The 20,124-nt window shown below is 74.7% G+C and carries 15 protein-coding genes; 5 read left to right on the forward strand and 10 right to left on the reverse strand.

The features are described 5' to 3' along the window. Positions 1 to 40: 40 nt before the first annotated feature. The gene (locus WMF26_RS41705; RefSeq protein WP_437951656.1) at positions 41 to 763 is read right to left on the reverse strand and encodes a hypothetical protein; all 723 of its coding nucleotides are present in this window, start codon (positions 761 to 763) and stop codon (positions 41 to 43) included. 210 nt (positions 764 to 973) lie between these two features. Next, positions 974 to 1,999 (reverse strand): polysaccharide deacetylase family protein, encoded by a 1,026-nt coding sequence (locus WMF26_RS41710; RefSeq protein ID WP_437997268.1) that lies wholly within the window; start codon positions 1,997 to 1,999, stop codon positions 974 to 976. A 439-nt stretch (positions 2,000 to 2,438) separates the two neighbouring features. On the opposite strand from WMF26_RS41710, the gene WMF26_RS41715 reads away from it, so the two are divergent. Next, the gene (locus tag WMF26_RS41715; protein WP_437997269.1) at positions 2,439 to 3,011 is read left to right on the forward strand and encodes a hypothetical protein; all 573 of its coding nucleotides are present in this window, start codon (positions 2,439 to 2,441) and stop codon (positions 3,009 to 3,011) included. Here the strand turns inward: WMF26_RS41715 and WMF26_RS41720 are convergent. Further along, positions 2,977 to 3,573, reverse strand: coding sequence for a ComF family protein (locus WMF26_RS41720; protein WP_437997270.1), 597 nt, complete (start codon positions 3,571 to 3,573; stop codon positions 2,977 to 2,979). The genes WMF26_RS41715 and WMF26_RS41720 overlap by 35 nt on opposite strands. Before the next feature lie 297 nt (positions 3,574 to 3,870). Here WMF26_RS41720 and WMF26_RS41725 point away from each other — a divergent pair, with 297 nt between their 5' ends. The 3 genes from WMF26_RS41725 to WMF26_RS41735 are packed head-to-tail and all read left to right on the forward strand — an operon-like array spanning position 3,871 to position 9,346. Then, positions 3,871 to 6,834 (forward strand): GYF domain-containing protein, encoded by a 2,964-nt coding sequence (locus WMF26_RS41725; protein WP_437997271.1) that lies wholly within the window; start codon positions 3,871 to 3,873, stop codon positions 6,832 to 6,834. Beyond that, a complete protein-coding gene (locus tag WMF26_RS41730) occupies positions 6,831 to 7,673 on the forward strand; it encodes a hypothetical protein (protein ID WP_437997272.1) in 843 nt (280 codons plus the stop codon). The genes WMF26_RS41725 and WMF26_RS41730 overlap by 4 nt, the downstream gene beginning before the upstream one ends. After that, positions 7,670 to 9,346, forward strand: a complete 1,677-nt coding sequence (locus tag WMF26_RS41735; protein WP_437997273.1) for an alginate export family protein — start codon at positions 7,670 to 7,672, stop codon at positions 9,344 to 9,346. The genes WMF26_RS41730 and WMF26_RS41735 overlap by 4 nt, the downstream gene beginning before the upstream one ends. Positions 9,347 to 9,517: 171 nt before the next feature. On the opposite strand, the gene ftsH is transcribed toward WMF26_RS41735, so the two are convergent. From ftsH to mnmA, 7 genes are all read right to left on the reverse strand, one after another. Then, positions 9,518 to 11,464 carry an ATP-dependent zinc metalloprotease FtsH gene (gene ftsH, locus WMF26_RS41740; protein ID WP_020740357.1) on the reverse strand — a complete coding sequence of 649 codons (1,947 nt, stop codon included), beginning with the start codon at positions 11,462 to 11,464 and terminating at the stop codon, positions 9,518 to 9,520. 162 nt (positions 11,465 to 11,626) lie between these two features. Beyond that, positions 11,627 to 12,631, reverse strand: a complete 1,005-nt coding sequence (gene tilS / locus WMF26_RS41745; RefSeq protein ID WP_437997274.1) for a tRNA lysidine(34) synthetase TilS — start codon at positions 12,629 to 12,631, stop codon at positions 11,627 to 11,629. Then, positions 12,628 to 12,867 (reverse strand): hypothetical protein, encoded by a 240-nt coding sequence (locus WMF26_RS41750; RefSeq protein WP_437997275.1) that lies wholly within the window; start codon positions 12,865 to 12,867, stop codon positions 12,628 to 12,630. The genes tilS and WMF26_RS41750 overlap by 4 nt, the downstream gene beginning before the upstream one ends. 131 nt (positions 12,868 to 12,998) lie before the next feature. Then, positions 12,999 to 14,396 (reverse strand): class I SAM-dependent RNA methyltransferase, encoded by a 1,398-nt coding sequence (locus tag WMF26_RS41755; RefSeq protein WP_437997276.1) that lies wholly within the window; start codon positions 14,394 to 14,396, stop codon positions 12,999 to 13,001. Further along, positions 14,393 to 16,651, reverse strand: coding sequence for a serine/threonine protein kinase (locus tag WMF26_RS41760; RefSeq protein WP_437997277.1), 2,259 nt, complete (start codon positions 16,649 to 16,651; stop codon positions 14,393 to 14,395). The genes WMF26_RS41755 and WMF26_RS41760 overlap by 4 nt, the downstream gene beginning before the upstream one ends. 190 nt (positions 16,652 to 16,841) lie before the next feature. Beyond that, positions 16,842 to 17,495 (reverse strand): hypothetical protein, encoded by a 654-nt coding sequence (locus WMF26_RS41765; RefSeq protein WP_437997278.1) that lies wholly within the window; start codon positions 17,493 to 17,495, stop codon positions 16,842 to 16,844. Then, positions 17,492 to 18,649 (reverse strand): tRNA 2-thiouridine(34) synthase MnmA, encoded by a 1,158-nt coding sequence (mnmA, locus tag WMF26_RS41770; RefSeq protein WP_437997279.1) that lies wholly within the window; start codon positions 18,647 to 18,649, stop codon positions 17,492 to 17,494. The genes WMF26_RS41765 and mnmA overlap by 4 nt, the downstream gene beginning before the upstream one ends. A 175-nt stretch (positions 18,650 to 18,824) precedes the next feature. Here mnmA and WMF26_RS41775 point away from each other — a divergent pair, with 175 nt between their 5' ends. Then, positions 18,825 to 20,123, forward strand: coding sequence for a response regulator (locus tag WMF26_RS41775; RefSeq protein WP_437997280.1), 1,299 nt, complete (start codon positions 18,825 to 18,827; stop codon positions 20,121 to 20,123). The last annotated feature ends 1 nt before the right edge of the window (position 20,124 follow it).

Here is a 20,124-nt window from a genome sequence, read left to right on the forward strand (position 1 = left end):
GCCGCGCCGCGCAGCGCTGCCGCCCTGGCGCGTCCGGGCGTCACCCCGGCAGCCAGAGCAGGTCGTCCATGATGGGCTCGAGGCACGCGGAGATCTGCGGACCGAGATCGCCGCCGCACGCGAGCTTGCCGAAGCAGGCGCGGACCTCCTGCCGGCCACGGCTGTTCATCGCGCCGATCGCCCGCTCGAGCTGCGGGCCGAGCCCCTCCTCGAGGCTCTGCCGGCAGGTGTCGTAGTCGAGGTCTCCGCACCCGGCGATCCGGCCGCAGAGGGCGGCCATGAACGGCGCGAGATCCGACCGCGGCAGCGTGGTGGCCGTCATCGCGTCGGAGCCGCAGCGGCTCACCTCCTCCGCGTAAGCGGCGGTGAAGGGATCGCCCTCGAACCGCCTCAGCGCTGCCAGCGAGCACTCCGAGGTGGCGCGGAGCATCCTCGGCGAGGCCATCGTGGTCATCCGGGTGCATTGCTCGAACTTGGGCCAGCCCTTCGCTTGCTCGGTGGCCCGCTCGTAGAGCTCCTCGAGGTACACGCACCACGCGCGCTGCGCCTCGCGCTGCTCGCGGTGCTCGGGTTGCTCGACGGCCCCCCTCCGCTCCCCTCGCCCGTCGCGCGCCTCGAGCGCGGGCTGCGCGGGCGACTTGGCGGGCGCCGCGTGCGGCGCTGAGCCGCCGCATCCCGAGCCCAGGGCTGCGGAGATCAGCGAGGCCGCGCCGAGCATGGACGAGGCGGCGCGGGAGCTGCGACCACGGATTGTGCCTTTCACGAGAGCCTCCCTTCGTCGGACAGGCTGCGAAGCAGCTTTCCTGGCCATCGAGGCCATGCGCGTGCAGAACCGGCCCAGCGACGGTGCACGTGCACAGCCCAGGCCACGGCCGCGCCGGTCGAGGCGGCCGCGAGCGAGCGGGGGCGCTGGGGCAGCGAGGGCGGCGGGCCGGAGAGCGCGGCGGCGGAGCGGCGCAGGGGCTTTGCCCGATCAGCGGCCGGGCCGCTGGCCGATGAGCAGCTTGAGCTTGAAGAGGGCGCCGATCTGCCCGCGGTCCATGGCGATGCGCGGGAAGTTCAGGGGATCGAAGGACGAGAGCGTGCAAAGGCCGGAGTTGTTGGTGAAGCCGATCTCGAACCCGGCCTCCCGCACGGCGCGATGGAACGCGCCGCACAGGCTGTAGCCGACGGGGTACGCGACCGCGTGAACGGCCTCGTTCAACGCGTCGGAGAGGACGCGGCGGGAGCGCGCGAGATCGCGCGTGGCCTCCTCGGGCGACAGGGTCTGGAGGACCCGGTGGCTGTGCGAGTGCGACTGCACGTCCATGCCCGCCCGCCGCAGCGCCGCGATCTGGTGCCAGTCCATGATCGTCCTGGCCGCGATCGCGCGCTCCTCGCAGAGGTCGATCGATACGCCCGTGGAGCGCTCGATCTCGTCCCACAGGCGGCCGATGTCGATGCCGGACGTGCGCTTGATGGTCTGGCAGACGAGGGTCGCCGCGGCGACCGGGTCGCGCTGCGGCTCGAGCACGAGCGTCGCTGGGTAGGCGAGCTCGACGCGCGCTCGCCGGCACCGGTGCATGAGGAGCGCGACGCGGTCCCACCAGAAGAGGCGCCCCTTGCCGGGGTACTCGGTGGCGACGAAGAACGTGGCCGTGACGCCGGCGCGCTGGAGGAGGGGCAAGGCGACGTCGTGGTTGTCGCGGTAGCCGTCATCGAACGCGACCATGACGGGGTTCGGCGGGAGCTTCCGGCCCTTGGCGAAGCGCCGCACGTCCCGGAGCGACACCACCGTGCAGTGCGCCTTGATGACCGCGAGCTGTTCCTCGAACTCGCGCGCGCTCACCTCGGCGACGCCGGGATCGAGCTCGTCCACGTCGGAGAGCTCGGCGATGCGGTGGTAGGTGAACACGGAGAGCACGGGCAGCCGGAGCTTCGCGCGCAGCCACAGGAAGCGATCCAGGAGCCCGAGGGTGTCGAGCGCGCCGGCGGCCAGCGCGCGACGGCCGTGCGGCATCCCCCTGCGAACCCACGTCAGTGGATGTGCGATGACGTACACACATGTATTCCAGCACACAAACAGCGTCCGTGCTCGCGTTCCGGAGCGGCTCGGAGGGAGCGGTCCTGCGCGCCGGACGTTGGGCCGCCGAGCGGGAGAGAAAGGTTCGGCGGTGGACGATCCCGCTAGACTGGCGGCGATGTTCGCGACGGACGCGCCTCAACCTCGGTCGGCCGAGGATGCGCCCCAACCTGGGTCGGCTGGGGACGGGTCCCAACCTCGGTCGGTTCACGGCCATCCGTCGAAGCCGCTCTCCCCCCAACCTGGGTCGGCCGACGAGTTGCCCCAACCTGGGTCGGCTGGGGACGGGCCCCAACCTCGGTCGGCTGACGGCCATCCGTCGAAGCCGCTCTCGCCCCTCGGCACCATCGGCGTTGCCCTCACGACGGCAGCGATCGTGTTTGCGCTGGGCGTCTACACCGTCGAGACGGGCCTGCCCGGGCTCGCAGAACGCAGCCGGGAGGCTCTCCCGGCGAACATGGCGGCCAGCGGTCCCGCCAGCGTCATCACCGCACCCTCGAACACCGCAGCCTCGAAGCAAGCAGCCGCCCCCGTGCTGCTGACCGCCCAGCCCCCGCCGAGCGCGACCGAAGCCGCTGCACAGGCCGCACCTCCGCCGCCCCCCGATGCGCCTCCACCCCAGCCCAGCCCCGAGGCGCCACCCCCGCCTCCACCCCAGCCCAGCCCCGAAGCAGCGCCGGCACCTCCACAGCCGCCGGCCACCCAGGCCGAAGCGAGCGTTCCGCGGAAACCGCGCCGCGGCTACGGCTTCCTCAAGCTCAACTCCTCCCAGAACGCGACCGTGTACGTCACGGGCGTGGCGGTGGGTCCCAGCAATCAGCCCATCGAGGTGCGCTGCGGGCGCTTCTTCGTGCGGCTCGGCGAGCCGACGCGCAACGGTACGCGATGGCTCGCCGAGGGCAGGACAGTTCGCATCAAGTGCGGTGCGCTGACAGAGGCGGCCTTCTGAGCTCGTCCACGCCGCTCTCGGTCGTCGCGAGGACGAGGTAGGTGACCGAAGCAGCCCCCGCGCCCAGGAGCGCTTCCCGGCACGCCGCGAGCGTGGCGCCGGTCGTGGCCACGTCATCGACCAGCGCGACCCGCCGGCCGTGCACGCGCTCCGGCGCGCGGACCCGGAACGCCCCCGCCACGTTCTGCAAGCGGAGACCGCGCGGGAGCTGCGCCTGCTGCGCCGTGGGACGGACGCGGCAAAGCGCCCGCGGGGCCATCGACGCCTGAAGTCCGTCAGCGACGTACGCAGCCAGCAAGGCCGCCTGGTTGTACCCCCGCTCGGCGAGACGGCGCGGATGCAGCGGCACCGGGACCACGAGGTCGGCGCTCACCTCGGCGTCGCGCGCCGCGCCGAGCAGCAACCGGCCAAGCGGGCGCGCGAGGTCCGGCCTATCCCCGTACTTGAAGCGCCGGATCCCCTCCGCGATCGCCCCGCCGAACACAGCGAACGCGACGAGATCGACGCCCGCCGCCGCGCTCGACCCCACCGCCCTCCGCAGCGGGCGCTCCGCGTACGGCACGGTGGTCCGCGCACAGTCGGAGCAAAATACCGCGCCAGCTGCGATGGCGGCGTCACAGGCGGCGCAGGCCGGTGGGCTGAGCGCACGCGCAGCGATGGCGGCCAGAAAGCGGATTGCGGCGACGAGGGCGCGGGAAGGGCTCATGGGCTGCCAGCGCGATCGTCGTCAGGAGCGGGCGCGCGGTTGCGCGATCGGACAAAAGAGGATCTCTTTGCAAACGACGCGCGGTACGATCCCCCGCGTCGTGGATCGCGTCCTGAAATTCCGGCGCTCTCGCAAGGGGAGGAGGGGCCGCCGTTGAGCGCATGGCGATGGACGGATGAGCGCGGCGTCCAGCGGCTCGTGAGCACCGCCGAGCTGCGCAGCGCGCTGGCTGCCGGGGTCATCCCGGGCTCCACGCTCGTGTGGCGCCAGGGCATGGAAGCGTGGGCCCCGGCTTCCAAGCAGCCGGAGCTCGCCGACGCCGCGCAGCTCCGGCGCAAGCCGGACGCAGGCGCCGCTCCGCCCGACAAGCCCGCCGCCGATGCCCGGGCGTCGGCGCGCGACAGCGGCGCGACGCTGGAGCTCGAGCTCGTCGAGGAGCTGGGCCCGGCGCCCGCCCGCCCGGGTCAGCGCCCGGCGCCCCCGGACAGGTCCGCGAACGAGCGGCGACCTGCGGCGTCGTCCCCGGGCCGGGCCACCGCCCGACCGCAGCCGCCCCCCCCGCCGCCGCGGAAACGCGAGCCCATGGCGACGCTCGCGGGGGTCGAGGCTCCGGCGAGCGCGCCGGCCAGCGGACAGAGCGCGCCGATCGTCGTGCCTTCGGCGGGCGGAGCGTTCGACGCGGGCGTCGCCCGCGCGATCACGCAGCTGCCCCGCTACGACGGCTCCTCGGCAGGCGACGAGGGAGCGCCCGCGATCCCGCGCGCGCCGAAGCTCCCCTCGGCGTCTGAGGACCCCGAGGACACGTCGGCCGGTCAGCGTCCGGCCGGCGACGCAGGCGCCGCCGGCGGGATGACCGAAGGCGGCGAGCCCGCAGCGCCGAGGCGCGCGGCGGGCTCGGCCGCGCCCAGCAGGCCCGGCGCGACGCCGAAGGCCGCGGGCGGCCCGGCCGCGCGCGCGGCGAGGCCGCCCCGGCCGCCGCCCCTGCCTCCAGGCCGCGACGGGGCGCCGGCCGGCGCTGCGCCGCAGGAAGACGGGCGCAGCGGCGCAGCCGCCGTTGCGGAGCAGGGCGCCGGCAAGCCCCTCCCGGCAACGCCGCCGGCGCTGGCGAGCCCCAGCCGGGGCACGAAGCGGCCCGCGAAGGGGCGGTCCGTGCCGCCGCCGCCGGTCCCGGTCCGGTTCCCCGCCGTCGCCGCGAAGCGGCCCGCGGGCGCGCCGGCGCTCGATGCACCGGATCACACCGCGGCAGGCGCGAAGGCCCTCGTCCGCCTCGGAGCGCTCCCCGCGCCGCCGCCGCGCCCGCCCGCGGACGCTCCCCGCGCGACGCCGGTGGCGGCGCCGCCGTCCCCCTCGCAGCCGGCCGCAGCGCTCCTTTCGCCCCCGGCTGCCCCGATCCCCTCGGCCGAAGCGACGCCCGTCTCGAGCGCCGCCGACGCGGCGGCGATCGCGTCCATCGGACCTCGCCTCGCCAGCCCCGCGGCGCCCGGCGACGGTCCCCCGCCCCGCGGCGCCGAGAGCACGCCGGCCGACGATGGCCGGGTCCCATCGGAGCTCCGCGCCGTCAGCGAGGCCCCCGAGCCCTCCACCACGACGGCGCCGCACCGCGAGGCCAAGGAGCACGCCGCTGCGCCCGTGCCCAGCGAGACGAAGCGCTCCCCCCTGGCCGTCGACCCGACGATGGGGCGCCGCGAGTACGCCACGATCCCCTCGGCCGGCGTCGGCGCAGGCGCCCCGCAGGGCGTCGGCGCAGGCGCCCCGCAGGGGCACCCGGCCATGCGCGCGTGGCCAGGCTTGCTGCCCGGGCTGCGCCCTGCGTCCGCCGCGGCTCCGCCGGCGCCGCGCTCCGATCGCGGCTCCGCCCCGGGATCGAGCAACGGCCCGCCTGCGCTCGATCCGCGCGCCCTCTCCGCGCGGCGCGCTCAGCCGCCCCTCGCGGGCGCGCCGGCGCGGGGCGACGGCCGGCTCTCCACGGCGGTGCCCGTGCCGATCTCGTCGCTCATCGGCATCTGCGGGGCGGCGGTGCTCATGAGCATCGCCGCCTTCTTCGCGGGCCGCCACTCCGTCGCAGCCGCGCGGCAGCCGCTGGTCGCGACGGCGCGCCCCGCGCTCGGCGCCGCGCACAACGTCGCCCGCTCCGCCATCCCCGCGCCGCTGAAGCCCTGCTGGGTGGCGCGCCAGCCGCAGCCATGGGCGCCGCTCGTCGCGAAGAGCATCCCCTTCGAGGTCACGGCGACGAAGGGCGGCAAGCTCCTGGTGGGCTACGCCAGGAGCGCCATGGAGGCCGTCGGCCTCGAGATCGATCCCGCGACCGGGGAGCGGAGCGAGAAGTTCTCGAACCGAGAGGCCGCCGACATCGTGAGCATCTCGCCGGTCGAAGACACCTTCACCGTCCTCACGTCGGCGCAGCAGGCCATCCGCTCCCCGGTCAGCGTCCCGGGGCCCCGGCCGTTCGTCATCGGCCTGGCCGACGGCGCCGTGGTCGCGGCCGACGACCCCGGCGCCGCGCCCTCGCGGCTCTGGCCGGTGCAAGGCGACGAGCCGCTCGAGTCGCCGCGCGCCCTCGCGGCCGGGTCCCGCGGGTACGCCGTCGCGTTCCGCCGCGAGAAGGCCGTGTGGGCCGGCTGGCTCGACGCCGAGCGCAGGCCCGCCGGCGAGCTCACCCGCGTGAACGGCTCCGGGGGCGCGCTCGGCAAGCCTTCGCTCGGCTGGAACGAGCGCGCCCTCGCCGTCGTCTTCGCCGACCGGCCCGCGGACGGACGATGGGAGATCCGCGCCGGGCAAGCCGCGCCGGGCGACATCCCCACGTCGACCCAGGTGATCCCGCTCCCCTCCGGCGGCCCCGGCGGCGACGCGTTCGCGCCGGACATCGCGGGGCTCAGCGACGGACGCTGGCTCCTCGTGTGGACCGAAGGCCCTCCGGGGAGCCGCGCCATGCGCGCGCAGACCCTGGCCCCCAACTTCTCCCCGATCGGCGATCCGATCGCGCTCTCGCCCCCGGCCGGGAACTTCGGGCAGGGCGTGCTCGGCGTCGCGCCGCGATCGGGCTACGTGGGCGTCGTGTTCCTCTCGAAGCCCGCCGCGAGCTACGAGCTCTGGGGGGTCATCCTCCAATGTGGATGACGAGGGCCCCGGGCGCGAGCCGCCTCCGGGCGGCGGCGCTCGCGCTGCTGCTCGCCGCGGCGCACGCGCCGCTGCTCGCCGCGTGCGCCGCGCAGGCGTCGCAGCTCGAGCAGGGCCGGGCCCTGCGAACGGGCAAGCAGCCCTACGACGAGTTCTTCGAGGCAGCGCTCGCGCTCCGCGAGGAGTCGCTGAAGGCCGAGGCGCTCGCGGACGCGGCGCGGGCCGAGCTCGCGCGCGCGGCCGGGCTCGATCCGAGGTCGGCCGCCGACGCGGCGCTCGACGCTGCGCGCGCGCGCGCCGCGGAGCTCCGCGCGTCGGGCGTCTCGCTCCACGTCGAGCTCGCGCCGGAAGCGCGGCTCGTCAGCGCGCGAGGCGGGCGCGCGCTCGACGCGGACGACAGGGACGCCGTCGAGGCGCTCGAGGCGTCGTTGAAGAGCTCCCTCGCGGCGGCGAAGCAGCTCGGCGAGCTGTCGAAGCGCGCGGCGGAGCTCGAGAAGCAGCGGGCGTCGCTGGCAGCCTCGTGGGCCGAGACCATGGCGGGCGACCCGCAGCGCCGCGAGGCGAAGCGCGAGCTCGAGGCGGCCGAGCGCGTGCTCGCCGAGGCGGGCGCGGCCGCCGAGCGGCACGCCGGCAGGGCGTCGAAGCTCGCGCTCGATCTGGTGCTCGCCGTCGACGCGGGCGTCGCGCCGGCGCGGCGAGGCGCGGCGCGGCGCCCCACGCCGAGGCAGCCCACCGGAAGCGCCAAGGCGCCGCCGCAGCGCGGGAGCGGCGCCGGAGCCGCGCCGAGGCCGCCGAAGCCGCCGCCGCCTCCGAACGGCGAGGACGATTTCGATCCGTGACGCCGCCGGCGCGGCGGCTCGCCCTGTCCGGCGGCAACGCCTCCGGACAGGAGCGGCACTGCATTCCATTCGGCAGCTTCCCCACTTGTCCGACGAGCGCCGGGACGCCTATCCTCCGCGAGCGATCCAGGAGCGCGGCCCGCGAGAACGCCGCGCGCCAGGCCGCGCATCCGCCGTTCGACGACCCCGCGCCCCGGCCCTCCTCGCTGATGATCCGATCCCTGCCGTTCGCCTCCATCGCTCTGGGATCGGCGCTCCTCGCGCTCGCGCCCCGGACCGCGGCGGCCCAGGCGCCGCCGCAGTCGGAGGGCGTGCACATCGGCGGGTTCGTCTTCCGCCCGTCGGCGGAGCTCCGGATCCGGGGCGAGCTTCGCCGGTACCCGGTGGACACGGGCGGCGACGTCTACAGCTCGAACGCGGTGCTCGCCGAGGGCTTCGGGGGCGCGCTGCCGCCGCTCCTCGACACGGGCAACGTCGTCGAGACCCAGTGGTTCTTCGCGCAGCGCGCGCGCCTCGGCCTGGCCGTCGATCGCGGGCCCGTCACGGGCGTCCTCACGCTGCAGGACGCGCGGCTCTGGGGGAGCGACGACGCGATCTTCGTCGGGGCGGGCGAGCCGTCCCTCCCGGCGACGGCGCCCTACGAGGCCTACGTCGATGTGCACACGCGCTCGGGGCGCCGCGCCTTCGTCCGGCTGGGCCGTCAGCGGATCGAGTGGGGGGACGGCCGCCTGATCGGGGCGGACGACGAGACGCTCACCGCGCGCTCGCTCGACGGGGTGCGCGCGGGGGTGCAGCTCGGCAACGTCGACCTCGAGGCGATGGCCGTGCTCCTCGCTGCGCCGGGCGGCGCGCCGCCCGAGGTCACGGGGACGCGCAAGCCCATCTCCGCCGGCACAGGGACGCAGCTCTACGGCCTGAACGCGCTCTGGCGCGTCGCCCCCCTGCTCCACCTCGAGGCCACGGCGCTCGCGCGAATCGCCCGCGAGCCGCGGCCGAGCTGGCTCACGCCCGGAGACACCGTGGTCCTCGACGCGCGCATCTCCGGCGACCGCCGCGGCTTCCGCTACGCGATCGAGGGGGCCTACGAGCTCGGTCGGGTCGCCACCTTCACGGCCGATCGCCCGCTCGGCGGGTTCGCGGCCGCCGCGCGGGCGGCGCTCGAGACGTCCCTCCCCGCCCGCCTCACCTTCAGCGCCCGCGGCGCCTACGCGACGGGCGACGACGGCGCGCTCGAGGAGGGCGAGACGCAGCGCCGCTTCGATCCGATCCTGCCCGACGCGCAGGACAACCACGGCCCGATGGGGCTCTACGCGTGGTCCAACGTGATCGAGGCGGGCGGAGCCGTCCGCGCCTCGCCCCTCGACGCGATGACCGTCGCCGCCGGGTACACGTTCGTCGGCCTCGCCTCGCCCGGGGGCAGGTGGGTCACCGCGCGGCTCCTTCCGGTGGGCGCCGTCCGCGACAACGAGCGCCGGACGCTCGGCCACGAGATCGACGTCTCGCTCGCCTTCCAGCCGTGGGACCCGCTGCGCTTCGCGCTCGGCTACGGCCTGTTCATCTTCGGCGACGGCGCCCAGGCGATCTTCACGAAGGCGAACCGCGCGCACGACGGCGGCCGCCCGGCAGATCTGCAGCAGTGGGCGTTCTTGCAGACGACCCTGAGCGCTCCCTGAAGCGGGCCGCTGTCACGCGCCGCGTGCGTCGCTGTCCGCGTCGCGCGCCGCGTGCTTCGCTGTCGGAGGGGAGGGAGTGAGGCGTCTCGGGGGCCGCGCCGTGCCGTGCGGCGCGCGGCGGTGCGGGGGCGCTCGCCCGGGCTCACCGGGCGCGGCCCCCGCGCTTCGCGATCAGGTGCTCGGGGCGGGCTTCGGCGTGCCGAAGATGCTGGCCGCGCGGCGCTTCTCCTTCGCGGCGCGATCGCGATCGCTGTAGCTCGGGATCACGACGCGCTGGCGCTGCGGCAGCTCGCGGCCCGAGACGATGGCGTCGACCTCCTCCGCGTCCAGCGTCTCGCGCTCGAGGAGCGCGTTGGCGAGCCGCTCGAGGATCTCGCGGTTCTCGGTGAGGAGCCGCCGCGCCTCGGCGTGGGCGTCGAGGATGAACCGCCGCACCTCGTCGTCGATCTGGTTGGCGATCGTCTCCGAGTAGTCGCGGCGCCGGCTCGTGAAGTCGCGCCCGAGGAACACGCTCTCCTCGTCCGCGCCGTACGAGATCGGCCCGATGACGTCGCTCATGCCGAACTCGGTCACCATCCGCCGCGCGAGGTTCGACGCCTGCTTGATGTCGTTGCCCGCGCCGGTCGTGAACTGGCCGAACATGATCTCCTCGGCGACGCGGCCGCCCATCAGCACCGAGAGCCGCGCCTTGGCGAACTCGCGCGACATGCTGAGCCGGTCCTCCTTCGGCAGCTGCTGCGTGAGGCCGAGCGCCGGGCCGCGCGGGATGATCGTCACCTTGTGGACCGGATCCGAGAACTTCTCCAGCAGCTTCGCGACCAGCGCGTGCCCGGCCTCGTGGTAGGCCGTGGTCCGCTTCTCCTCGTCGCTGATGACCATGCTGCGGCGCTCGGCGCCCATCAGCACCTTGTCCTTGGCCATCTCGAAGTCGATCATCGTGACGACGTCCTTGTCCTGACGCGCCGCGAGGAGGGCCGCCTCGTTGACCAGGTTCTCGATGTCGGCGCCGACGAAGCCGGGCGTGCCGCGCGCCAGGATCTCCATGTCGACGTCCGGCCCGAGCGGGACCTTCTTCGTGTGGACCCGGAGGATGCCCTCGCGGCCGCGCACGTCGGGGCGGTTCACCACGATGCGCCGATCGAAGCGGCCAGGCCGCAGGATCGCGGGGTCGAGGACGTCGGGGCGGTTCGTCGCGGCGACGATGATCACGCCCTCGTTCGACTCGAAGCCGTCCATCTCGACGAGGAGCTGGTTCAGCGTCTGCTCGCGCTCGTCGTGCCCGCCGCCGAGGCCCGCGCCGCGGTGGCGGCCGACCGCGTCGATCTCGTCGATGAAGATGATGCACGGCGCGTGCTTCTTGCCCTGCTCGAACAGGTCGCGCACCCGGCTCGCGCCGACGCCGACGAACATCTCGACGAAATCCGAGCCGGAGATCGAGAAGAACGGCACCCCGGCCTCGCCGGCGATCGCGCGCGCGAGGAGCGTCTTGCCCGTCCCGGGGGGGCCCATCATGAGCACGCCCTTCGGGATCCGGCCGCCGAGCTTCTGGAACTTCTTCGGGTCCTTGAGGAACGCGATGATCTCCTCGAGCTCGTCCTTCGCCTCGTCGATGCCCGCGACGTCGGCGAACGTCACCTTGTTCTGCGCCTCGCTGAGCAGCCGGGCGCGCGACTTGCCGAAGCTCATCGCCTTGCCGCCGCCGGCCTGGAGCTGGCGCATGAACAGGTAGAACATCACGAGCAGGAAGACCGTCGGCAGGAGGTACATGATCGCCCCCGGCCAGAACGGCGACGTGTCCTCCTTCTCGAAGTAGACGGCGACCTTGTTGTCGACGATCGTCTTCGTGATCTCGTCGGCGTTGTCAGGCCCGATCGTGACCTTCTTCGTCTTCGCCCCGGTCTTGGGGTCCTTGACCCAGAAGGTGTACTCGCGGTCCTTGATGGTGACCGACTCGACGTGCGGATCCTTGTCCTTGGCCTCGACCTGGACCTGGCCCATGAACTCGCTGAACGCGACTTGCGTGGCGGGCCGGGAATCCGGGCTCAAGAACTGCCAGATCGCCAAGAACATCATGATCAGCAGAACCCAGAGCAGCAGCGTCTTGTGCGATTGCTTCACGAGGACCCTCTAAGCTCGCGCGGCGAGCCGGCGTGTACCGAAATTGTACGCGTGTTCCAGTCAGCATGCCACCCGTCGGCTCGGTCGTCGACCGCGGGTTTTCCCCGCGGCGGCACGGCGAAACAGGGGACTCGACAGGGGTCGCGGGTGGGGTGCATGCGGTCAGGCCCCGCGACGCTCAGACCTGTCCTCGATAAGCACGCTGGACTCCTCTGGAAAGCCCAGGGCGATCTCTCCGCCGCCGCGGACCAGGACGCGCAGCGGCCGCCCGAGCTTGCGAGCCCGCTCGATCGCGAGGCGCTGCGCCCGACCGAGCGGCATCGAGAGCGGCTCGCCGCCGTCGAGGACGGCCGGATCGCCGCCGGCGCGCCGATCTCGGCCGGCGGCGAGCATGTCCGAGAGCGCGCAGAGGTGCTCGACGATCGCCGGCGACAGGTCCTCGAGGAGCGGGAGGAGCTCGCGGCGGACGCGAACGCGGGTGAAGCGGGGGTCCCCGTTGCTGGGATCCTCCGCGAAAGCCAGCCGATGTCGGCTGAGGTGGGCCAGCACGTCGGCGCGGCGGGCCAGGAGCAGCGGGCGGATGAGCTCGACGCTGGCAGCCGCCGAGCCCGGCTCCGCAGCGCCCGGCGCCGCGCCGGCGGCGTCGGTCCAGAGCGGCGCGCGCGGCGGCAGCACGGCCAGCCCCCGCGGCCCAGCGCCCCGCAGCAGGCGCAGCAGCACCGTCTCGGCCCGGTCGTCCGCGGTGTGGCCGGTCGCGATCGCGCGGGCGCCGAGCGCCGCCGAGGCCGCCGACAGCGCGGCGAACCGGGCGATGCGCGCTCTGGCCTGGAGGTTCGCGCCGGGCGCCACGTCCACACGGGTGCTGGAGTAGGGGACGCCGAGCCGCTCGGCCAGGTCGCGCGCGATCGCGAGCTCGGCCGCGGCCGCCGGCCGCAGGCCGTGGTCGACGCCGTGCGCGACGACCTCGTGGCCGATCCGCCGCCGGAGCATGGCAAGGACGTGCAGCAGCGCCGTCGAGTCGGGACCCCCGGAGCAGGCGCAGAGGACCACGTCGCCGCGCGCGAGCAGCCGCTCGTCCCGGATCAGCCGCTCGGCCAGCCGGATCAGCGACGGGGGGTGCGACCGGCCCCGCCTGGGCGGCGGGGGAGGCCCGGGGGACGGGCTCATCGCAGCTCGAACGCCTTGCAGAAGATGATCTCGTCGCGCTCGTCGTCGAGCGACGGGCTCAGGTGCGGCGCGACCGGATAGCCGAGCGAGCAGCGCGGCGCGCCGCCGGCAGGCGCGCCGCCGGCCTCGTCGCGCTCGGTCTCCGCCGGATCGAACGACGCGCAGTCGGGGCAGGCGAACACGAGGCGGTAGCGCCGCGCTTCCTCGCGGAGCCGCTCGTCGAGGGGGTGGATCATCCCGGCCAGCGTAGCGCAAGCCGCTGGGCGGAGGCGCGCTGCGACCCCGCGCCGCGCGCGATCTCGGCCCGAGCTCGCCGGGGCTGCGCGCGACGCGGCGCGACGCGCCTCCTCGCCGCGCGCCGCGCGGCTCAGCGCGCCGGCCGGCGGGCGCGGGCGAGGCGGACGATCGACTCGATGTGGCTCGTCTGCGGGAAGAGCTCGACCGCCTCGATGTCCGTGATCTCGAAGCCGCCGCGGAGGATGCCGCCGAGATCGCGCGCGAGGGTGGCCGGGTCGCACGACACGTAGACGACCACGCGCGCGCCCGAGGCCGCGATCGCGCGCGCCGCGCCGGGCGCCCCGCTGCGCGGAGGATCCAGCACCACGACGTCGGCGCGCGCCGGGATCGGGACCTGGTCGGCGTCCGCCTCGATCGCCTTGCCGGCGAGGCCGCGGGCGGCGAGGTTCTGGCGCAGGCACGCGACCGCCTCGGGCGAGCGCTCCACCGCCGTGAACGACGCGAGCCCCGGGGCGGCCGGCGAGGCGGCCTCGGCAGCCCCGGCGACCGGCGCGGACCGCGGCGCGCCGCGCGCGAGGAGCACGGAGAGCGTCCCGCTCCCCGCGAACAGCTCCAGGACGTGCGGCGGCCGGGAGGAGTCGAGGTGAGCGAGCTCGGCGGCGCGGCCGGCGAGCACGGCGGCGCCCTCCTCCGACGGCTGCCCGAAGCCGCCCGGCGCGAGGAGCAGCGGCAGGCCGTCGGCGCCCACGATCGCCGGCCGCGGATCGCCGAACGACGCGGCCTCGCGCGCGCCGTCGAGCGTGACGCGGGCGCCGGCCCACGCGCCGCCGGCCGTGCGCTCGTCGAGCTGCTGCCACACGGCCGGCGGGAGCTGGCCGCGCCAGAGGATCTCGACCACCGGGCGGCTCGAGGCGCCCAGCGAGACGAGGATGTCGCCCTCCCCCGCGGCCCCGCGCAGGACGCCGGGCAGCTCGCCGGCGAGCGGCGCGATCGGGTCGGCCAGCACCAGGCAGCGGTCGACCGCCGCGACGGCGTGCGTCCTCGGCGCGCGGTAGCCCACGCGCACCTCGCCGCGCTCCGCGCGCGCGAACAGCCGCGCGCGCGAGCGGTAGCCGAGCGGCTGGGGCGCGGGGTGCAGGCGGATCGGCGGCAGGTCGGCCTCGGCGAGCGAGGCCGCGCGCGCGATCGCCTGCCGGACGATCTGCGCGTGCGCGGCCTGCTGCGCCTCGACGCGGACGTGCATCCAGTCGCAGCCGCCGCAGGTCTCCGCGAAGCGGCAGGGCGGGGCGATGCGGTCGGCGCTCGGCTCGACCACGCGGAGCAGCTTGCCCCGCGCCGGGCGCGCGCTCCGATCGAGCTCGACCTCGACGAGGTCGCCCGGCGCCGTCGCGGGGACGAAGACGACCTCGCCGGCGAGCCGACCGATCCCTGCGCCGCCGGCGGCCAGCGCGTCGATGCGCAGCTGCGCTCGCTCGCCGGCGCGGGGCCGCGCCCTGGCGCCGCTCGAGCGGCGATGAACAGCCTTCATCCCTTCATCGTAACGCGCCGCAGGCTCGTCGCGCCGGGGTGGTGGACGAGAGGAGCTCCGCCGGCGAGGGCGAGCGAGCGCGCGCGCCCATCCCCCGCGGGCTCCACGTTGGCGCCGAGGCGCGGCCCGCGCGTGGCGGTCGAGGCGGGCGGCGCAGCGTCGACCCCCTTCAGGGGCGCGGGCTGCGCGGCCATCGTCTTGATGTAGATCAGCGCGCCGATGCCGATGACGCACAGCGCGGTGAGGGCGATGACGGCGAAGAGCACGAGCGTGTTCCTGCCGTTCCCCTTGGACACCGCGTCCTGCGTGGCCGCCCAGATGGCCGCCGGATCGGGGCGCGGCAGCGAGAGCGCGGTCTCGATCTGCGACTGGGGAGGCTGCGCCGGCGCGGCGGGCGCGAACGGCTGGGCCTGCGCGCGCGATGGATCGAGCGTCATCGACGGCGGCGGCGGGAACACCGGCGCGGGCGAGCCGGCAGGAGGCGAAGGAGCGTAGCCCTGGCCGTTGAACGGCAGCGCGAACGAGGGCGCCTGCGGCGATGCGCCGAACGCAGCGGCCCTGCTCGCGTGCGCGCGGCGCGCGGCGTCGCTCGAGCCCTGCGGGACCGGCGCGGGGGGCTGGGGCGGAGCCTGCTGCGGGAGCGCGAGCGTGGACGCGAGCGGGTTGCCCAGATCGCTGTCCAGGAGGCCCCCCTTGGGGAACGGCGCCCGATCGGCCGCGCCGAGATCGCGCGGCGGATACGGGTTCGCCGGGATCGTCGGCGCGGTGAGGTTCTGGCCGCCGTGCGCGCGCGGCGAGCCCGCGTGCGCGGGCGGGGCACCGGGCCGCACCGTGGGAAGGGCGGACGGGGCACCGGGCTGAGGCGGAGGCGCCGGCGCGAGCTCCGGCGCCATGCCGGCCGCCGGGCGCGGCATCGCGCGCTCGCCGTGCGGGAGCGGCCGCACCGGCTCGGCGTGCTCGCGCGTCGCGACCGTCGTCGGGACATCCTCGTCGTCATCCATCAGCGACGAGGCCACCATCTGCTTGTCGGCCGCGTCCCTCGACGGCGTGCGCCCGACCGGCGCGATCCCGCTCGCCGGCGCGGCGTTGTGCCGGAAGACCTGCGGCGGCGTGAGCCGCTGCTGCGGCTCGGGCTCCCGGCCGCGGCTGCGGAGCCCGACGCTGTCCGTGGCCGTGGTCGAGGCCCGCCCGCGCACCTGCTCGACGTTGATCGTCGACGTCACCTCCGCCGCCCACGCGAGGTGCGCCTCGCGCTTCTGGATGCGGTCGGCGAACACCTGCTGCACGAACTGCGCGACCTCCTCGGAGCCGACGAAGATCCCGCTCCGCATCAGGAAGTTCTGCAGCGCTCGCGAAAATTCGCGCGCCGTCTGGAAGCGGTCCTGCCTGTGCTTGGCGAGCGCCTTCATGACGACGCTCTCCAGCTCGATCGGATAGTCGGGCACGATCGTGGACGGCGGCGGGACCACGCAGGCCTGCACCTTCTCGAGGGTGTCGAGATCGGTATCCATCCGGAAGAGACGCTGGTTCGTCGTGAGCTCCCAGAGGACGACCCCGAGCGCGAACACGTCGGTCGTGCGATCGACCTCATTGCCGCGCACCTGCTCGGGAGACATGTAGGCCAACTTGCCTTTCAGCGTTCCCGCGCGGGTGGACGACAGCCGATCGGCCACCTTGGCGATCCCGAAATCCACCACCTTTGTGTAGCCGTCGTACGTGAGGAACAGGTTGTGCGGCGTCACGTCGCGGTGCACCAGGCCGAGCAGCTGGCCGTTCTTTCCACGCAGCTCGTGGGCGGCGTGGAGCCCCTCTGCCGCATCGGAGCAGATGCGCGCAGCGAGCTCGGGCGAGATGCGCAGCCGGCGCTCCTCGGCGCGCCGCATCACCTCCCGGAGCGGCTCGCCGTGGAGATACTCCATGGCGATCCAGTAAGTGTTGTCGTCCTTCCCGAGATCGAACACCTGCGCGACATTGGCGTGGTTGATGCCAGCCGCGATGCGCGCCTCGTCCAGGAACATATCGACGAACTGATCGTCCTCGACCAGATGCGGGTGGATCCGCTTGATGGCGACCCACTTTTGGAAGCCACCCGGCCCATCCATGCGCGCCAGGTGGACGCTCGCCATTCCGCCCACCCCGATCTCGTCGACCACGCGGTAACGGCCCAGGAAGTAGGTCCCCTGCTGCTTCTCGGACTCCTTCGCGCGCGCGTCAGACGATGAATTGGTCGACCCGGGGCTTGGAGGTCCGCCCATTCGCGATGCGGGTCGAGGCGGGGGTTGGGGCATGAGCGGTCACTACTTTACCGCGAGTGCGCGGCGCTTTGCCATGTCGTCTCGGCCGAGCGACCTGGCAGATGGTCAGCTTCAATCCACTCGGTCGCTGAAGGCCCGTGTCCTGACAGGTAGGACACCACCAGAGACCCAGGACGGAGTCGTGGCGAGCTCAGGGGAACGGTTGGCCAGGTTGACCTCGCTCGAAATAGAAACGGAAGCTCCCCGTGACCCTCGAGAGGAGCTCCCGGGGAATGGCGTCGGCTGGATGACCGATCCCGGCGTCGCGCGGATCACCGACCCAGATGTCGAACGTCGCGTCCGTGTACTTGTCGACCGCGTCGGTCTCGTTGGGATCGCCGCTGAACAGCGCCTGGAACTTGATGGTCCCATCCACGGCGTAGAGCACGGTGTTCTGGTTGTGGCACGACCGCTGGAGGTAGAGCGCCATGTGCACGAGCGGGGCGAGCCCCTCCGGCTTCGGCGTCGGCGGGGGCGAGCCCGGCAGCTCGACGCCGGGCGGGAGCCCGACGCTCAGGTCGACATCGAGCTTGTTCACCTGCCCGTCCCCGCGGATGAGGCCGACATCGTCGATCGTGACCGAGAGGCCGTCCGAGACCTCCTGGAGGTCGCTGCCCCGCTGCACCCGGATCTGCAGCGTGGAGCGGTACGGGACCGCGGCGAAGAAGTCGGGGCGCATGTCGTAGGCGCCCTCCCAGCAGTCCGCCGCGAGCAGCCTCGAGCTGTAGACCTCGCCCTCCCCCTGCCCGAGCGAGCACCCGAGCGAGAGGCAGCACACGAGGGGCACGAGCAGGCGCGCCGTCACGACGCCGCCCCCGCGCGGAGGGCGGCCCGGATGCGGCCGCCGCCGAGGACGCGGTCGCCCCGGTACACCACGGCCATCTGACCGGGGGAGACGGCCCGCACCGGGCTCTCGAACCGCGCCACGAAGCTCTCGGCGCCCGTCGCGGGGTCACGCCGCCGCTCGATGACGCCGGGCGCCGCCTCGTGCCGCGCGCGCACCCGCACCTCGGCCTCCAGGGGGAAGACCGCGTCGTCGGACCACACGGCCTCGGTGATCTCGGCGCCCGCCGCGTAGAGGTCGGCCTCGTCGCCGAGGCGCACCGCGCCGGTCGCCGCGTCGAGGCCCACGACGAACGCCGGGCGGCCGAGCGAGACGCCGATGCCCTTGCGCTGGCCCACGGTGAAGCCGTGCACCCCGCCGTGCGACCCGACCACGCGCCCGTCCCGATCGACGATCGGCCCGGGCCGGAGCCTGTCCGCCGCGCGCTCGGCCACGAAGGGCGCGTAGCGGCCGGAGGGGATGAAACAGAGCTCCTGGCTCTCCCCCTTGTCGGCCCCCGGCAGCCCGCGGGCGATCGCCTCGGCGCGCACCTCCTCCTTGGTCGACTCGCCGAGCGGGAAGAGGAGCCGCGACAGCTCGTCCGACCGGAGCATGTGGAGGAAATAGCTCTGATCCTTGTGCCGATCGCGGCCGCGGTAGAGGCGGGCGCCGCCCTCCTCCACGACGACCCGCGCGTAGTGGCCCGTCGCCACCCACGAGACGCCCAGCCGCTCCGCCAGCGGGAACAGCTCCCGGAGCTTGACCGAGCGGTTGCAGGCCACGCACGGGCTCGGCGTCTCGCCCGCGAGGTAGGCGTCGACGAACGGATCGACGACGTGCTCGCGGAACAGGGCGCGGCGATCGAAGGTGTAGTGCGGGATGCCGAGGTGGTCGGCGACCCGGCGGGCGTCGTGCTGATCCTCGGGCGCGCAGCAGCGGCTCTTGACGCTGCCGTCGTCGGGGTAGTCCCAGAGGTGCAGCGTCACGCCGACGACCTCGTAACCAGCGTCGCAGAGGCGCGCCGCGGCGACCGAGGAGTCGACTCCGCCGCTCATCGCGATGAAGACGCGAGCCCCCGGGGAGGGCCGCTCGCCGGGCCGGGCCGCGCCGCCGGCCTCTCGGACAGGAGTTGCCATTTCCGTTCTTATAGCGTGAATCCCGCGCCGCGGTCGGGCGCCGCGGGCAAACACGCGCCACCACGCTCCGTCGGCGGCGCGCGGCGCCGCGCGGCGGCGCGCGGCCCGAGGTTCGGACCGGCTCGCCGCCATTCACCCTTGGCCACCCCCGCGGCGCGCGTGTACCGTCTGCCAGATGCCGAGCGGGGTCGTGCTCGTGATCGAGGACGAGGAGTATGTCGCGGACCTGCTCGCCACCGCGATCCGCGAGGCGGGTTACGAGGTCATCTACTGCGCCACCGCGGAGGCCGGGCTCTCGACCGCCTGCACCCTGGAGCCCGAGTGCATCGTCTGCGACGTCGGCCTGCCCGACCACGACGGCTACTGGGTCGCGCGCAACGTCCGCACCCAACCTTCGCGGGTGTCCGTGACCCCCTTCCTGTTCCTCTCCGCCCTCGATGACCAGCAATCCCGCCTCGAGGGGTTCCACGTCGGCGCCGACGTCTACATGACCAAGCCGTTCCGGGTCACCGAGGTCGTCGCGCAGATCGGGGCCCTCGTGCAGATGGCGTCCCGCCTGCGGCAGCGGCGGGACAGCCTCATGTCCATCCCCGCCTCCGTCGACCAGACCGCCATCGAGGGCGACCTCAGCCAGATGTCGATCGCGACCGTCCTCACGGTCCTCGAGATGGAGCGGCGATCGGGCGTGTTCGAGGTGCTCAGCAAGAAGCGGCGCGCGCAGCTCGACATCGCCGAGGGGTGCATCGTCCAGGGGACCGTGGGCGGCACGCGCGTGTCGGCGCTCGCCGCGCTGCGCACCATGCTGGCCTGGAAGGTCGGGCGGTTCGCGTTCGTTCCAGGCAGCCGGCCGGTGCCGCCGGAGCGAAAATCGATCGCCGCCTACCTGCTCGAGGCGACCCGGCTCGAGGACGAGAGCGCCCGCGTCGAGCTGCCGATGCCGCCGTCGCGGCGCCGTCCGGAGCCCCGGATCGCGACGACGGCGCTCGGCGGGCCGTCGTCCATCCCGGACGACGTCGCGCCGCCGTCGTCGCGCGCGCCGCTCGGGGAGCTCCTGCGCCGCCAGCCCGGCGCCGCGCCGCGGAGGGCGGCCGACGGCGCCCTGGCGATCTCCGACGCGCCGCCGTCGCTCGAGCTGAGCTTCGAGCTCGAGGCCGCGCCGCCGCCGACGTTGCGGTCGCTCGCCCGCATGACGGCGAAGCCGCCGTCGAGCCGGCGCGGCGCGGACGAGAGCGATCCGCCCACGGTCCCGCGCGGCCACGGCCGGCTCTCCCCGTCGAAGCCGCCGTCCCGCCGGCCGACCGCGCCGCCGTCCTCGCCGGGCCGCTCGGGCGAGCCGGGCGAGCTCTCCCGCGGGAGCATCGCTCCCCCGACGACCCAGCCGGCGAGCCATGAAGCAGGTTCGTCGCGGTTGAGCCCGGTCCCCCAGCGACCAGCGCCCGCCCGGCCTCCCCGCCCCGACTCAAAGAAGCGCTGAG

It is taken from the genome of Sorangium sp. So ce185, assembly GCF_051526825.1.
Classification (GTDB): Bacteria; Myxococcota_A; Polyangia; order Polyangiales; family Polyangiaceae; genus Sorangium; species Sorangium cellulosum_D.

Excerpts from the sequence above, each read along its gene's own strand:
- WMF26_RS41750 (WP_437997275.1), bottom strand. The coding sequence starts at position 12,867 with ATGATCCACCCCCTCGACGAGCGGCTCCGCGAGGAAGCGCGGCGCTAC.
- WMF26_RS41760 (WP_437997277.1), bottom strand. The coding sequence starts at position 16,651 with ATGGGCGGACCTCCAAGCCCCGGGTCGACCAATTCATCGTCTGACGCG.
- tilS (WP_437997274.1), bottom strand. The coding sequence starts at position 12,631 with ATGAGCCCGTCCCCCGGGCCTCCCCCGCCGCCCAGGCGGGGCCGGTCG.
- WMF26_RS41710 (WP_437997268.1), bottom strand. The coding sequence starts at position 1,999 with ATGCCGCACGGCCGTCGCGCGCTGGCCGCCGGCGCGCTCGACACCCTC.
- WMF26_RS41755 (WP_437997276.1), bottom strand. The coding sequence starts at position 14,396 with ATGAAGGCTGTTCATCGCCGCTCGAGCGGCGCCAGGGCGCGGCCCCGC.
- WMF26_RS41775 (WP_437997280.1), top strand. The coding sequence starts at position 18,825 with ATGCCGAGCGGGGTCGTGCTCGTGATCGAGGACGAGGAGTATGTCGCG.
- mnmA (WP_437997279.1), bottom strand. The coding sequence starts at position 18,649 with ATGGCAACTCCTGTCCGAGAGGCCGGCGGCGCGGCCCGGCCCGGCGAG.
- WMF26_RS41730 (WP_437997272.1), top strand. The coding sequence starts at position 6,831 with ATGACGAGGGCCCCGGGCGCGAGCCGCCTCCGGGCGGCGGCGCTCGCG.